This window comes from Frigoribacterium sp. CFBP 8766 (assembly GCF_014841435.1).
Taxonomy (GTDB): domain Bacteria; phylum Actinomycetota; class Actinomycetes; order Actinomycetales; family Microbacteriaceae; genus Frigoribacterium.
In genome coordinates this window covers 1-15,742 of record NZ_JACYTX010000009.1, presented here as the reverse complement: position 1 = coordinate 15,742, position 15,742 = coordinate 1, and the positions used below count along the sequence as shown (strand labels likewise).

The 15,742-nt window shown below is 73.5% G+C and carries 8 protein-coding genes; 2 read left to right on the top strand and 6 right to left on the bottom strand.

The window, feature by feature from the left end:
- Window positions 1-58: 58 nt before the first annotated feature.
- From IFT90_RS17720 to IFT90_RS16060, 5 genes are all read right to left on the bottom strand, one after another.
- Window positions 59-1,000, bottom strand: a complete 942-nt coding sequence (locus tag IFT90_RS17720) for an ABC transporter permease subunit (protein WP_192043227.1) — start codon at window positions 998-1,000, stop codon at window positions 59-61.
- On the bottom strand, window positions 997-1,971 hold the full coding sequence (locus IFT90_RS16075; RefSeq protein WP_192043226.1) for a carbohydrate ABC transporter permease: 975 nt from the start codon (window positions 1,969-1,971) through the stop codon (window positions 997-999). Before IFT90_RS16075 ends, IFT90_RS17720 begins: the two co-directional genes overlap by 4 nt.
- Window positions 1,964-3,259, bottom strand: coding sequence for an ABC transporter substrate-binding protein (locus tag IFT90_RS16070; protein WP_244645031.1), 1,296 nt, complete (start codon window positions 3,257-3,259; stop codon window positions 1,964-1,966). The genes IFT90_RS16075 and IFT90_RS16070 overlap by 8 nt, the downstream gene beginning before the upstream one ends.
- Window positions 3,260-3,330: 71 nt before the next feature.
- Window positions 3,331-5,406, bottom strand: a complete 2,076-nt coding sequence (locus IFT90_RS16065; RefSeq protein ID WP_192043224.1) for a beta-galactosidase — start codon at window positions 5,404-5,406, stop codon at window positions 3,331-3,333.
- Between the two features lie 132 nt (window positions 5,407-5,538).
- Window positions 5,539-6,555: a LacI family DNA-binding transcriptional regulator gene (locus IFT90_RS16060; RefSeq protein WP_192043223.1), complete on the bottom strand. Its 1,017-nt coding sequence runs from the start codon at window positions 6,553-6,555 to the stop codon at window positions 5,539-5,541.
- A 289-nt stretch (window positions 6,556-6,844) separates the two neighbouring features.
- On the opposite strand from IFT90_RS16060, the gene IFT90_RS16055 reads away from it, so the two are divergent.
- Window positions 6,845-12,061 (top strand): glycoside hydrolase family 3 N-terminal domain-containing protein, encoded by a 5,217-nt coding sequence (locus IFT90_RS16055; RefSeq protein WP_192043222.1) that lies wholly within the window; start codon window positions 6,845-6,847, stop codon window positions 12,059-12,061.
- 168 nt (window positions 12,062-12,229) lie between these two features.
- Here the strand turns inward: IFT90_RS16055 and IFT90_RS16050 are convergent, their stop codons facing one another.
- The gene (locus IFT90_RS16050) at window positions 12,230-13,219 is read right to left on the bottom strand and encodes a LacI family DNA-binding transcriptional regulator (RefSeq protein ID WP_192043221.1); all 990 of its coding nucleotides are present in this window, start codon (window positions 13,217-13,219) and stop codon (window positions 12,230-12,232) included.
- Window positions 13,220-13,341: 122 nt separating this feature from the next.
- Between IFT90_RS16050 and IFT90_RS16045 the strand changes: the two genes are divergently transcribed.
- Window positions 13,342-15,495, top strand: a complete 2,154-nt coding sequence (locus IFT90_RS16045) for an aldo/keto reductase (RefSeq protein ID WP_192043220.1) — start codon at window positions 13,342-13,344, stop codon at window positions 15,493-15,495.
- The last annotated feature ends 247 nt before the right edge of the window (window positions 15,496-15,742 follow it).

Below are 15,742 nucleotides of genomic sequence, written 5' to 3'. Positions count from 1 at the left end.
TGCGGGGAGGAGGTGGCCGGCGAGGCGACGGCCGAGGAGGTGCGGATCGGCTCGGTCATCAGCCCTTCAGCCCTCCCGAGATCAAGTCGAGCCGCCAGAAGCGCTGCAGGAACAGCACGAGCAGCGTGAGCGGGATGATCGACACGGCCGCCCCGGTGATGGCGAGCGAGTACAGCGCCGGGGCGCCGGACCCCTTCGACAGCAGCGTGTAGAGGCCGACGGTGAGCGGGTAGTCGGCCTGGTCGCTGAGCATCACGAACGGCAGCAGGAAGTTGTTCCAGATGCCGACGAACTGCAGCAGGAACACGGTCACCATGCCGGGCACCATGATCGGCAGCACGATGTGCCGGAAGATCCGCCACTCGCCCGCGCCGTCGATCCGCGACGCCTCGAGGATCTCCTGCGGCACCGCCGACTGGGCGAACACCCGCGAGAGGTAGATGCCGAACGGGCTGATGATGATCGGCAGCAGCACCGAGATCGGCCCGCCCGCCAGCCCGATCTCGCTGAGCAGGATGTACTGCGGGATCGCCAGGGTGATGCCCGGGATGAGCACGCCCGCCAGGATCATGAAGAAGATCAGGTCGCGCCCGCGGAACGCGAACTTCGCCAGCGCGTAGCCCGCCATCGTCGAGACGAGCGTCGACAGCACGCCGCCGACCCCCGCGTAGAGCAGCGAGTTCGCGGCCCACAGCCCGTACTGGCCGCCCTCGTAGGCGAACAGGTCGCCGAGGTTGCCGAGCAGGCCGGTGCCGGGGGCGAACGAGAACGAGGTGAAGAGCTCGCCCGGCGACTTCGACGAGGCGACGAACACCCACGCCACCGGCACGAGGCAGTAGAACGCGCCGATCAGCAGCACGATCGTGGGCAGCAGCTTGCCCCGGCGGCTCGCTCGGGGCGAGGGGCCGCCCGAGCGGGTGGTCCTGCCGGCCGTGCCCGCGCCTCCTCGGCCGGTGTCGGCCTCGGCACGGGCGCCGCGGCGCGTGTCGAGGGCGGTCACGAGACGCCCTCCTTCCGGCGGCGGTTCGCGACGCCGAGCACGATCGCCGACAGGGCGACCGTCCCGAGCGCGAGGATGGTCGAGGAGGCGGCGGCCGACGGGAGGTCGTCGGTCAGGAACGCGTCGCGGTAGATGGTCATCAGCGGTGCCCAGCTCTGGGTGATCTCGGTGGTCAGGGGACGGAGGGTGTTCGGCTCGCCGTACAGCTGCAGCGTGCCGATCAGCGCGAAGACGCCGGTGAGGACGAGCGCGGGCACGACGAGCGGCACCTTGATGCGCAGGGCGACCTGGAGCTCGCTGGCGCCGTCGAGGCGGGCCGACTCGTAGATCTCGGCCGGGATGCCGCGGAGCGACGTGTAGATGATGATCATGTTGAAGCCGACGCCGCCCCAGACGGCGATGTTGGCGAGCGACCCGAACAGGCCGCCGGCCTCGAGGAACGGGATCGGCCCCCAGCCGAGCGCGTTCGTCACGTACGAGAACGGGCTCGTGCTCGGCAGGTACATGAAGCCCCAGAGCAGCGCCGCGGTGATGCCGGGCACGGCGTAGGGGATGAAGATCGCCGTGCGCGCGAACCGCTTGGCGCGGACGGCGGGCACGTCGAGCAGCAGCGCGAAGAGCAGCGCGAGCCCGAGCGTCAACGGCACCGCGATGACGCCGTAGATCCCGAGCCTGCCGAAGCTGGCGAGCAGCTCGGCGTCCTGCAGCACGGCGACGTAGTTGTCGAGGCCGACGAAGCGGTCGACGCGGACGCCGAGCACCGACGCCCCCTCCTCGATCCGGTAGGCCCGGAGGCTCGACCAGATCGTGTAGCCGAGGGGGATCAGCATGAACACCACGAACAGCACGACGGCCGGCGCGACGAACAGGTAGGGAGCCAGCGGGCTCCGGCGGCGGCCGCGTGCCGGGCGCGGGGCCGGACTCGCGGTCACGGGGTGCGTCAGCTCGGGGCGCAGCGCGGTGTCAGCCATTCGTGGTCACCTGGTATCCCACTTCCTCCATGTCGGCCACGACGACGGCCTGGGTCGCGACGAAGGCGTCGCGCCACGGGGTGCCGGCCCTGATCGCGGCGTTGAGCTCGTCGGTGAGCGTGGTCGTCGCGAGCGCGACGTTGGGTCCCCACGTGGTGGGGAGGACGTCCTCCGAGACCTCGGCGGCGACGTCGTAGAACTCGGTCTGCTGCGGCATCAGCGAGGGCGGCGCGTTGCCGATCGCGAGCTCCTGGCCCTCGATCGACGCAGGGTAGACGCCGCGCACGTCGAGCAGCGACTGGTTGCCCTCGGTGCTCGCGTTCATCCACTTCGCGAAGGCAGCCGCCTCCTCGGGGTGCTCGCTGTTCTTCGTGACGATCAGCGCCGAGCCGCCCTGGAACGGCACCGCGGCGTCGCCGGGCGTCCACTCGGGCAGCGGCGTGATCTCCCACGATCCGGAGGTGTCAGGGGCGACGCCGCCGAGCACGCTCGGCGCCCAGATGCCCGCGGCCCAGCCGCCGATCGTGCCGTCGTTGACGCGCTTGTTGTACTCGGGCGAGAGCACGGGGTCGGTGTCGATCGAGCCGTCGGCGGCGAGCTGCTCGAAGAAGTCGGCGACCTCGAGCATCCGCTCGTCGGCGATGCCGACCGTCCAGCCGTCCTCGTCGACCGACCACCAGTCGGCGCCGGCCTGCGCCGAGACGCCGGCCCAGAAGCCGAGCTCGCCGGCCGGGACGGCCGCGAGCACCGTGTCGGGCCGCTGCTCGTGCACGGCACGGGCGACGGCGCCGAACTCCTGCCACGTCGTCGGCACGGCCTGGCCCGTCTCGGCGAGCAGGTCGGCGCGGTAGGTGAGCACCATCGGCCCGGCGTCCTGCGGCAGGGCGTAGACCTGCCCGCCGAACGTGGTCTGGGCCCAGGTGCCCTCGGTGAACGCGTCGTCCACGTCGGCCACGAGGTCGGTGATGTCGCGCGGCACGTCGGCGATCACCAGCGAGGGGATCGTCGTGTACTCGGCCAGCGCCACGTCGGGGGCGTTGCCGGCCCGGCTCGAGGTCAGGAGCTTCGCGGCCGAGTCCGTGCCGCCTCCGGCGTCGGTGTGCCGCACCTGGACGTCCGGGTTCGCGGCGTTCCAGAGGGCGACCTGCTCGGTCTGGCCGACCCCCCAGCCCCAGTACTCGAGGCGGACGACGTCGTCGCCGCCCACGGCGGAGCAGCCGCTCAGCGCGGCTCCCCCGATCAGGAGGGTCGCGAGGGCTGCGGCCCTCACGGTCTTCGGGTGTCTCATCTGCATCTCCTTCGACGCGGGTGCCGCCCTGGTGACGGGTCGGCGGAGGGTTCTCGGGTGGGGTGTCGGGGTCAGCGGGCCGGGGACTCCTCGATCACGACGACCGCGCCGGCGGGCACGGTGAACGAGCCGTCGGCGGGCTGGCCCGACACGAGGTCGATGCCGGTCGCCTCGACCTGCTGGTCGACGTCGCCGTGGTTGATCGCGAAGAGCCACGACCCGGTCGAGGAGGTGCGGCGCACCCTCTCGAGGCCGTCGTCGCCGGCCGCGGTGGGCGCGATCCCCTGCTCGGCGACGAGGTCGTCGACGAGGGCCGCGAGCGAGGCGTCGTCGAGGTGCGTGGTGAGGTAGAGCGCCGCTCCGCCGCTCGGGGCGTCGCGGCGGAAGGTCGCGGGGTGCCCGGCGAGCTGGCCGGTGACGTAGGTGCTCGTGACCGTGGCGGCTGCGCCGGCAGCGGCGTCGCCCCAGGCGCGGGGCTCGGCGAGCTCGCTCCAGACGCGACCGCGGCGGCCGTCGGACAGCTCGACCTCGGCGCCCTGCAGCAGCGGGTAGAACTCCTCGGAGCGCACCCCGAGCAGCTCGCGGAGCACGCCGGGGTAGCCGCCCTCGACGACGCGGTTGTGCCGGTCGACGATGCCGGAGAACGGGGTGACGACGACGGTGCCGCCGCGGGCGACGACCTGCTCGAGGCCGGCCACCGCCTCCTCGGGGCACAGGTAGAGGGTCGCCACGACGACGAGGTCGTAGCCGGAGAGGTCGCTCGTCGGGGCGACCACGTCGACGGCCACGCCCTTGCGCGTGAGGGCGCGGTGGAACGCGAGCGGCTGGTCGAGCGCCGTGACGTCGACGCTCGGATTGGTCCCCGAGCGGAGCGCGTTCGGGCTGATCTCGTCGAAGAGGATCGCGACGCGGGCCGGCTCGACGGTCGACCCGCGCACGGCGCCGATGCGGCGCAGGGTCGCGCCGAGCGCCTCCACCTCGCGGTAGACGCGGCTGTCGGCGCCGGCGTGCGGCACGACGGACGAGTGGTGCTGCTCGCTGCCGGCGGTCGACTGGCGCCACTGGAAGAACAGGGCGCCGTCGGCACCACGGGCGACGTGCGCCAGGCTGTTGCGGGCCAGCTCGCCGGGCGACTTGGCGCGGTTGCGCGGCTGCCAGTTGACGGCCGAGGTCGAGTGCTCGATCAGCAGCCACGGCTCGCCCTGCGACATCCCGCGCGTGCGGTCGGCGCTGAAGGCCAGCTCGCCCCAGCGCTCCGGGTCGACGCCGATCGTGTAGTGGTCGTTGGCGACGAGGTCGACCTCGCGCGCCCAGCCGGCGTAGTCGTGCACGCCCGGGTGGTTCTGGATCATGAAGTTCGTCGTGATCGGCACGTCGGGCGTGACGCGGCGCAGCACCTCGCGCTCGGCGAGGTAGTGGCCGAGCAGGGCGTCGCTGCTGAAGCGCTCGAAGTCGAGCAGCAGGCCGGGGTTGTGGCTCGTGCCGGTGAAGCGGGGTGCCTCGACCTGGTCGAACGACGTGTAGCGGTGGCCCCAGAAGGCCGAGCCCCAGTGCGCGATCAGCGCCTCGACCGTGCCGTGCCGCGCCTCCAGCCAGGTCGAGAAGGCGGCCGAGGTCTCGTCGCTGAAGCAGTGCGAGTTCTCGTTGCCGAGCTCGTTGCTCACGTGCCAGAGGCGGAGGGCCGGGTGGTCGGCGTAGCGGCCCGCCATGGTCTCGACGAGCCGCAGCGCGTAGCGGCGGAACACCGGGGAGCTCGGCGACCAACCGAGCCGGCCGCCCTGTGAGACCCGCACGCCGCGGTCGGTGACGAGGCCGATCTCGGGGTGCGCCCGGAACAGCCAGATCGGCGGCGCCGCGGTCGGCGTCGCGAGGTTGACGCCGATGCCGGCGTCGGCGAGGAGGTCCATCGCACGGTCGAGCCAGCCGAAGTCGAACTCGCCGTCGGCGACCTCGAGCAGGCCCCACGAGAAGACGGCGAGGTTGATGCTGTTCACCCCGGCGCGGCGCATGAGGGCGACGTCGTCGGCCCAGAGCTCCTCGGGCCACTGCTCGGGCGACCAGTCGCCGCCGAGGGCGAGGCCGTCGGTGATCCAGGTGAAGGTGCGGGGCTCGGGCAGGTCGCGGGAGCGGGACGTCAGCGTCGACATCGGGGGCCTCTCGGTGGTGGGTGGGTGTGATGGGTGGCGGGGCGGTGCGGGCGGGTCGTCGTGGTCGCGGGCGGCCATGCGGCGTCGAAGCGCTTCGACGACGGGCCGTCGAGCGTCAGGTGCGTCGAGGAGTCAGGAGACGGCGACCTCCGCGGTCGAGCGGCCCGCGATCCAGGTCGGCGCGATCAGCTGCACCTGATCCGTCGACCGGCCGTCGAGCTGGGCCATGGTCAGCTCGACCGCGCGGCGGCCCGACTCCTCGGCGGGCAGCGGCACGACGTCGAGCGCCGGCACGAACTCGGCCGTGTCGAAGCTCGAGCAGGCCGAGACGACGGACACGTCGTCGGGCACGCGCAGGCCGCGGGCGGCGAGCGACCGGAGCACGGCGCGGTGGGCGCCCTCGTTGCAGTTCAGGACGAGCGCGGTCAGGTCGGGCAGCGCCTCCTGCAGCACCTCGACCGCGTCGCGCGGGTCGCCGGGCGCCGGCGCGTGGGCGACGGCGCCGCGCAGCCCGCGGGGGTCGGCCTCGATCGCCGCGACGAAGGCGTCGCGGAACCGCGGCGCGAAGTTCGAGCCGTGCTCGTAGAGCGCCGCGGCGTGGCCGACCATGCCGATCGACCGGTGGCCCTGGTCGGCGAGGTGGCGGACCGACGTGCGCGCCGCCTCCTCGAAGTCGAAGTCGACGCAGACGAGGCCGGTCGTGTCGCGGGGCACTCCCACGACCGTCGCGGGCAGGTCGAGCTCGCGCAGCAGCGGGAGGCGGGCGTCGTCGGTGTCGACGTCCATCAGGACGACGCCGTCGACCAGCTGGCTCGACGCCACGCGGCGGAGTCCCTCGAGCGGGTCGGCCTCCGTCAGCAGCAGGATGTCGTAGTCGTGGCGCCGGGCCGCCGTCGCGATCGCGACGACGAACGACATGAACGCGGGCGGGTGCGTCTCGGCGTGCATCGGGGCGCTGAGGGCGAGGATGTTCGTCCGCGTGCCGGCCAGCATCCGGGCTCCGGCGTTGGCGCGGTAGCCGAGGTCGCGGACGGCGGCGTCGATCCGGAGGCGGGTGTCGGCCCGGATGGACCGCTTGCCGCTGAGCGCGTACGAGACGGTGCTGATCGAGACGCCGGCGGCCTTCGCCACGTCGTGGATCGTGGTCATCTCGGCCTCCTCGTCGAGTCGTCGTGCGTCTGGTCACTCGTCTCGGCGAAGCGCTTCGACGGCTGTGTCGGACCTGAGACTAAAACACCGTGAACGTTCACGCAAGGCTCGGGAGGACTTGCCGGGCCCCTTGCCTCTGCGCCGCCTGTGTGAATACGATGAGCCGATCCGCCCCTGGCCCCCGTTCGCGGGGTCGGCGAGGGCGGTCCTGCCTCGCGACAGCACGCGGCCACGACGACGTGGCGGCGTGGACTGTCCCGCGTCAGTTCGTGATTACAAGGGAGTAATCGTGGCCGTCGGTCCTGTCCGCACTCGTTCACCTCGCACCGCCGGCTCGTCCTCGCGGCACGCGCCCGGCACCCGGCTCCGTGGCCGTGGCCTGCTCGGCGCCGCCGCGCTGACCGCCGTCTCGGCCCTGCTGCTGAGCGGCCTGCCGGCGGTCGCCGCCTCGGCCGCGCCGGTCGACTTGGCGCGCTACGGGACGGTCGTCGCCTCGGCGACGCAGTCGGACAAGGACGGCACGTTCCCGGCCGACGCCCTGATCGACGGCGACGCGAGCACGCGCTGGGCGAGCGGCAACGGCCCCGACGAGGACGTCCCCTTCACCGCCTCCGTCACGGTCGACCTCGGCGGCGTCTCCCGCGTCGACTCGATCGGCATCGACTGGGAGGCGTCGTACGCGTCGACCTACCGGATCGAGACCACGCAGGGCGACCCTGCCCTCGAGGCGAGCTGGACCGTCGCGAAGACGGTCACGAGCGACGGAGAGCGGGACGAGGAGGCGATCGGCACGCCCGACGCGCCCGTCGAGGCCCGCTACGTGCGGCTCAGCATGCTGCAGCGCGCGTCCGCCACCTGGGACCTGCCGCGCCAGCACTGGTACGGCTACTCGGCCTTCGGCCTGCAGGTCTTCGGGGAGTCGCAGACGCGCGCGGTCACCCTCGACCGGTCGACCGCGACGGTCGCCGCCGGGCAGCCGCTCGCCGTCGGGCTCAGCCTGACGGGCGCGAGCACCGAGCCGGTCACCGCGCGCGTCCGGTCGACCGACGGCACCGCCGTCGCCGGCACGGACTTCGAGGCGGTCGACCAGGAGGTGACCTTCGCACCCGGCGAGACCACCGCCTCCGTCGTGGTCACGACCCTGTCGACGGGCGGCCTCAGCCCGCGTCGCGCCTTCACGCTGACGCTGTCCGAGCCGAGCGACCCCGTGACGCTCGGGGCGCGGTCGACGCTGGCCGTCACCGTCACGCCGACCGGAGCGCTGCCGAACGTCGGCGCCACGACCGTGATCGACGACTTCGAGGGCGACGTGCCCGCCGGGTACTTCCCGTGGGGCGCCAACGCACCGGTGACGCCGACGCTCCGCACCGTCGCGGCCGATCGTGCGGGATCGTCGGGCGCAGGCGCGAAGGTCCTCAGCGCGGCCGTCGCGGGGCCCACCACGCAGGCGGACTGGTTCGGCTTCGCGCACGACACCGCGGCCACCGACTGGAGCGACCACGACGGCTTCTCGTTCTGGTTCAAGGGGAACGCCACCGGCCTGCCGCTGCGGTACGAGCTGAAGAACGGCAACGACGCCCTCTTCGAGCAGACCGTCATCGACGACAGCGCCGACTGGAAGGAGGTCAGCGTGCTGTTCGCCGACCTCCGCTCGAAGACGGCCCCGACCAGCGACGCCCGCTTCGACCCCTCCGCCTCGACCGGCTTCGCCGTGACGCTCACGGCCCTCGGCGCCGGCACCTGGCTGTTCGACGACGTCGCCGTGTTCGACCGCGCGACGATGATCGAGGACTTCGAGGGCGACGTGGACCTCACCACCGGGGCCGACCCCGTCGGCTTCTTCACGTGGGGCTCCCCCGCGCCGCTCGAGCCGACCATCAGCCGCGAGGTGACGACCCAGGAGCGCGGTGGCGTCGCCGACAACCACGTGCTGAGCGGCACGTACTCGATCCCCGAGGGCGGCTACGGCGGGCTCAGCCACGACCTGGCCGACGCGCAGGACTGGTCGAGCTACCAGGGCCTGCGGTTCTGGTGGTACGCCTCCCAGGCGAACAACCCCGCCTCGCCCACCGCCGGCGCCGACCTCAAGGTCGAGATCAAGGACGGCGACCCCGCGGGCGGCGGCGACACCGCCGAGACCAGCGAGCTCTGGGCCGCCACCTTCAAGGACAACTGGGGCAGCAGCACCAGCCGCTGGAAGCTCGTCGAGCTGCCCTTCTCGTCGTTCACGCCGTCGGGCTACCAGCCGGGTGACGACGCGACGAAGAACGGCACCCTCGACCTGACGAGCGCCTTCGGCTACTCGATCACCTTCGCCCCCGGCACCCCGGCGCCGGTCGGCTGGGCGATCGACGACACGCAGGTCTACGGGACGCCCGCGACCGCCGCCTCCGTGACCGTCGACTCGACGCAGGACGTGTGGCTCGTCGACGCGGGCGACACCGCGGAGGTGCCGCTCACCCTGTCGACCGCGGGCGACGAGCCCCTCGCCTCCGACGTCGTCGTCGACTGGGCGACCGCCGACGGCACCGCCGTCGAGGGCGTCGACTACGACGCGGCCTCGGGCACGGCGACGTTCCCGGCCGGCTCGCCCTCGGGGACCGTGCAGACGATCAGCGTGACGACCCGCGCCTCCTCGGGGCCGGCCGAGTCGAAGGAGCTGCAGCTCACGCTCGCGTCGACCACGGCCAAGGTCGGCGAGGGCCCGCGCATCGTGATCGGCGCGCACGACCTGCCCTACCTCGACGCGTCGCTGCCGACCGCCGAGCGCGTCGCCGACTTGCTCGGCCGGATGACCCTCGAGGAGAAGGTCGGCCAGATGGCCCAGGCCGAGCGCCTCGGGCTGTCGTCCCCGAGCGACATCAGCGGACGCGCCCTCGGCTCGCTGCTCAGCGGCGGAGGCTCGGTGCCCCAGGGCAACACTGCGGTCGCCTGGGCCGACATGGTCGACGGCTACCAGCGCGAGGCCCTCTCGACCCGCCTGCAGATCCCCATGATCTACGGCGTCGACGCCGTGCACGGCCACAGCAACGTGGTCGGGGCGACGATCTTCCCGCACAACACCGGCCTCGGCGCGACCCGCGACCCGGCGCTCGTCGAGCAGATCGCCCGCGTCACGGCGCAGGAGGTGCGCGCGACCGGCGTGCCGTGGACCTTCGCCCCCTGCCTCTGCGTCTCGCGCGACGAGCGCTGGGGCCGCAGCTACGAGTCGTTCGGCGAGGACCCGGACCTGGTCCGCACCTTCGCCGCCCCCTCGGTGATCGGCCTGCAGGGCGACGACCCGACCGACATCGGCGGCGCCGACGAGGTGCTGGCCACCGCCAAGCACTGGGCCGGCGACGGCGGCACCACGTACGACGAGTCCGTCGTCGGCACCGGCGCGTACCCGATCGACCAGGGCGTCACCGAGGCCGAGTCGCTCGAGGACTTCACCCGGCTGCACGTCGACCCGTACCTGCCTGCCCTCGAGGCCGGCGTCGGCACGATCATGCCGTCGTACTCGGCGGTCGACCTCGGCGACGGGCCCGTGCGGATGCACGAGAACGCCGCGCTCAACACCGATCTGCTCAAGGGCGACCTCGGGTTCCAGGGGTTCCTCATCAGCGACTGGGAGGGCATCGACAAGCTGCCGGGCGTCAGCTACACCGACAAGGCCGTCCGCTCGGTGAACGCCGGGCTCGACATGGCGATGGCGCCCTACAACTACGGCGCGTTCATCGACAGCATCGTCGCGGCCGTCGGGTCGGGCACCGTGTCGCAGTCGCGGGTGGACGACGCCGTGCGGCGCATCCTCACGCAGAAGTTCGACCTGAACCTGTTCGAGCAGCCCTTCGCCGACCGCACCAACGTCGACGGCGTCGGCAGCGCCGCGAACCGCGCGGTGGCCCGCCAGGCCGCGGCCGAGTCGCAGGTGCTGCTGAAGGACGCAGGAGGCGCGCTGCCGCTGGCCGACGACGCCGACCTGTACGTGGCCGGCTCCAGCGCCGACGACCTCGGTCGTCAGATGGGCGGCTGGACGATCAGCTGGCAGGGCGGGTCGGGCGACACGACGACCGGCACGAGCATCGCCGAGGGCATCCGCGAGGTCGCGCCCGGCGCGGCCGTCACGGTGAGCCCCGGCGCCACCGAGCCGATCCGCGCCGACCAGACCGGCGTCGTGGTCGTCGGCGAACGGCCCTACGCGGAGGGGCAGGGCGACGTCGGCAACAACGGCTCGAGCCTGTCGCTCACGCCGGCCGACCAGGCCGTCGTCGAGAAGGTCTGCGCCGCCACCTCGTCGTGCGTCGTGCTCGTCGTGTCGGGCCGCCCGCAGCTGCTCGGCGACGTCGTCGGGCTCGCCGACGCGGTGGTCGCGTCGTCGCTGCCGGGCTCCGAGGGCGCCGGCGTGGCCGACGTGCTCTTCGGCCGCCTGCCCTTCGCCGGGCGCCTGCCCGTCACCTGGGCCGCGAGCGCCGACCAGGTGCCGATCAACGTGGGCGACGCCGACTACTCGCCGCTGTACCCGTACGGCTGGGGCCTGCGCACCGACGGCGCGCGCGACCGGCTGGAGGCGCTCGTCGCGTCGCTGCCGGCGGGCGCGGCTCGCGACGGCGTGCAGGACGTGCTCGACGGCGACGTGTGGGGCGCGGACGGGACGGCGGCAGGCGGTGACGCCGACGCCGTCGCGCGCCTCCTGCGCTCGTTGCTCGCCGCGGTGGGCCCGTTCTCGGGGACCGACCTCGACGCGATGAGCGCGGCCGACGACCTCGTGTCGGTCGCCCGGGACCTCGCGCAGGACGCGATGGTCGACGGCACGGCCGCCGCCGGGCCGGCGGGTGTCGGCGCGGCGGCGCTGACCGCCGACGCGGAGAACGCGCTGCAGCGCGGGCTGCCCGACGTGGCGCTCGCACGCCTCGCGACCGTGCTGGGCGTCGACCTCGGCGTCGTCGAACCGGCCAAGACGGTCGTGCCGGGCACGCTCTCGCCGGCCACCGCACGTCCGGGCGACACGGTGTCGATCACCGCGACCGGGTTCGTCGCGGGCGAGGAGCTCGCCGGGACGGTGTTCTCGGAGCCGCAGTCGATCGGCGACACGACCGCGACCGTCGCCGGGGTGGGCGTGCTGCGGTTCGTCGTGCCGGCCGACCTCGAGCCGGGGGCGCACGTCGTCGAGCTCGAGGGTGCGGGGCAGCTCGCTCGGGCGACGCTGACGGTGCTCGCCGCGGCAGGGCCGGGCGACCCCGGCGACCCGGGCACGCCGGGCGGCGGCACGCCGGGTGCGGGCACGCCGGGCGGCGGCACGCCGGGTGCGGGCACGCCGGGCGGCGGCGCTCCGGGCTCAGGCACGCCGGGCGCGGGCGCAGGCGTCGGCGGCGGGTCGGGCGGCGCGGTGGCCGTGGCCGGCCGCGACGGCCTCGCGTTCACCGGCTCGGACGCCTGGGTCGGCATCGCCGGCACGGCGCTCCTGCTGATCGCGGTCGGTGCGTGGCTCACGCTGCGCCGCCGCCGCCTCCTCGGCGACGCGTAGCCGGACGGGACGGCTCGGCTCGCTGCGTCTCCTCGAACCGCGTTCCGAACCATGAACCGCGTTTTGTCGCGGTTCATGGTTCGGTTCGCGGTTCATCGCCCACGGGACGACTGAGGGGGCGCGAGGGGCACGGGACCCGCGGGGCGCGGCGGGGCGGCGCGGAGCGCGCTACGCGGACTCTCGCAGCAGCAGCGTGCGCGAGACGCGGCGCCGGGGCGGCTCCGCGCCGGCGAGCATGTCGGCGACGACCTCGACCGCGACGCGCGCCAGCTCGGCCTTGTCGATCGAGAGCGTGGTCAGCTCCGGGGTGACGAGCGAGCCGAGGTCGAGCCCGTCCATGCCGACGACGGCGACGTCGTCCGGGACGACGACACCGAGCCGCGCGAGGCCCTTCAGCGCCCCGATCGCGAGCACGTCGTTGAAGGCGAGCAGGGCGTCGGCGTCCGGGTACGCCCGGAGCAGCTCCGCGACCGCCCGCACCCCGTCGGCGTGCGTCTGCTCGACCCGCACCTCGGAGGCGGGGCTCCACGCCAGGCCGTGCTCGGCGAGGTACTCGCGGTAGGCGAGGGCCCGCCCCGAGCCCTCGACGCCGGAGTCGATCATCGCGACCCGGCTGCGGCCCGCCGCCCTGAGGTGGTCGAGGGCGCTGCGCACGGCCGTCCGCGTCTCGATCTCGATGACGCCCTGCGCGCCTCCGTCGGGATCGGTGTCGACCTCGACCGTCGGGACTCCCGCGACCTGCTCGCGCAGGTCGCCGAGCGGCATGAGCGAGACGAGCACGTCGACGCGCGGCACCAGGGACGCGAGGCTCTCCCGAGCCACGGAGGCGTCGTGCCCGAGGTCGCACAGCAGCACTCCCCAGCCGCGTGCGGTCGCGGCCCGGCTGAACTCCGACGCGACCTCCGGGTAGTAGGGGTTGCGGAGGTCGTCGAGCACGAGCCCGACCGTCATCTGCCGGCCCCTCACCAGGCCCTGGGCCGCTCGGTTCGGCCGGTAGTTCAGGTCGCGGGCCGCCTGCACCACGCGCTCGCGCGTCGCCGCGCTGACGTCGGGCAGGCCGTTGAGCGAACGGGTCACGGTCTGGCGCGAGACACCGGCGACCCGGGCCACGTCGAGGATCGTGGCAGGGCGAGGGAGGCGGGGGTCGGCAGTCGTCACCCCCTGAGGTTACTGGTAGCGTCGTCGATGGCCGTGAACGTTCACGGTCGCTCGCTCGACTGCACGGCCCCGCGACCGCCCGCTCGCTCGCCGGGTGCTCGCCGACCCTGTGAAGGACACCGATGTCTCCCCTCCGCACTCCCGCCGACGCGACCGCCGCCTCCTCGGCCCGTGCCGCCTCCTCGACCGCTGCCGCCTCCTCGACCGCTGCATCCTCGGCCTCCGACCGCCTGGCCGAGCCGGGCGCCGCCGCCCGCTGGGCCGTGCTCGGCGCCGGCTCGATCGCCCGGAAGTTCGTCTCGCAGCTGCCCTCGTCGGGCGGGGTGCTCGCCGCGGTCGGCAGCACCGACGCGGGGCGCGCCGCCGAGCTCGCGGCCTTCGCTGTCGATCAGGGCGCGGCGCCCGCCGGCGAGGCGCCCCACGCGGACGGCGCCGCGGGCGCCCCGACCGCGCTCGTGCGCACCGGGACGTACGCCGAGGTCCTCGCCGACCCGACGATCGACGCCGTCTACGTGGCGACGGTGCACACCGCCCACGCCCGCCTCGTGCTCGACGCCGTCGCGGCCGGCAAGGCCGTCCTCTGCGAGAAGCCGCTGACGCCGAACGCCGGCACGACGATGGCCGTCGCCGACGAGGCCCGCCAGGCGGGGGCGACCCTCGTCGAGGCGGTCATGTACCGGTTCCACCCGCAGACGCGGGCTCTGCTCGAGCTCGTCCGGGACGGGGCGATCGGCGAGCTCGTGCACGTCGACGCCGCGTTCTCGTTCGCTGCCTCCGACCGCGAGGGCCGCCTCTTCGACGTCGACACGGCCGGCGGCGGGATCCTCGACGTGGGCGGCTACCCCGTCTCGTTGGCCCGCGCCGTCGTCGGTGCCGCTCGCGGCCGCGCGTTCGCCGAGCCCCTCGCCGTGACCGCCAAGGGCACGCTCGGCCCCACCGGCGTCGACGAGTGGACGCTGGCGCAGCTCGACTTCGGCGACGGCGTGACCGCCGCCGTCCGCTGCGGCGTGCGCGTCGACGACGCCAACATCGCGACGATCACGGGCTCGCTGGGCAGCATCGTGCTCACCGACCCCTGGTTCGGCGACGACGCGCAGCTGACCGTCCGCACCGTCGACGGCGAGACCCGCACCCTGTCGTTCCCCGGGGCACAGCCCTACGGCCTCGAGGCCGCCGCGACGATCGCCGCCCTGCGCGACGGCACCGGCGAGGCCGCCGAGATCAGCCTCGACGACAGCGTCGGCACCGCCCGCGTGCTCGACCAGTGGCGTGCCGCCATCGGCCTGCGCTACCCGTTCGAGCGCGAGGACGTCGACATCCCCACCGTCACCGGTCGGCCGCTCGCCGTCTCCCCCGACGCACCGATGGTCTACGGCGAGATCGCCGGGGTCGGCAAGAAGGTGTCGCGACTGGTCATGGGAGTCGACAACCAGCAGGACCTGGCGCACGCCTCCTCGATCTTCGACCACTTCGTCAGCCAGGGCGGCAACACGTTCGACACCGGCTGGCTCTACGGAGACGGCGAGATGGAGGCGCGGCTCGGCCGCTGGATCGCGAACCGCGGCATCCGCGACGACGTCGTCGTCATCACGAAGGGCGCGCACACCCCCTACTGCGACCCTGAGTCGCTGACCCGCCAGCTGCTCGAGAGCCTCGACCGCCAGGGCACCGACCACGCCGACATCTACATGATGCACAGGGACAACACCGACGTGCCCGTGGGCGAGTTCGTCGACGTGCTCGACGAGCACCGCCGGGCCGGGCGCATCCGCGTCTACGGCGGCTCGAACTGGACCCCGGCCCGTGTCGACGAGGCGAACGAGTGGGCCCGCGCCCACGGCCGCGCCGAGCTCTCGGTGCTGTCGAACCACTTCGGCCTGGCCGAGGCCTACGACGTGCCGTGGGCCGGGTGCGAGCACGTCACCGACCCCGAGTCGAAGCAGTGGCTCGAGCAGCGCCAGATCCCTCTGCTGCCCTGGTCCTCACAGGCCCGGGGCTTCTTCACGGGCCGGGCCCGCCCCGACGACCTCACCGACGCCGAACTCGTGCGTTGCTACTACAGCGACGACAACTTCGAGCGCCTGCGCCGTGCGGAACAGCTCGGAGCCGAGCACGGCGTCGCGGCGACGGCGATCGCCCTGGCGTACGTGCTGCACCAGCCGTTCCCGACGTTCCCGCTGTTCGGGCCCCGCACGATCTCGGAGGCCCGGTCGTCGATGCGCGGCCTCAGCGTCTCGCTCTCGGACGAGCAGGTCGCCTGGCTCGACCTGCGCTGACCCGGCTGCGTCTTTCCTCATTCAGGAACATGGGTCCTGAGTCGCGCAACTCAGGACCCATTCGTCCTGATCCGTGCACGACTCAGGACCCGTGCACGCTCGGTTCCTGAACGCTGATGCCGAGACCGTGAGCCGAGGAGGCGCCAGCCCGGTCGCGCAGATCTGCCCACCGCCCCCTCGAGGTCACGGTCAGGTAACGCACCAAACTCTTCCAGCGAGGGTGGCGAACCCCTGTCAACTCCCCACC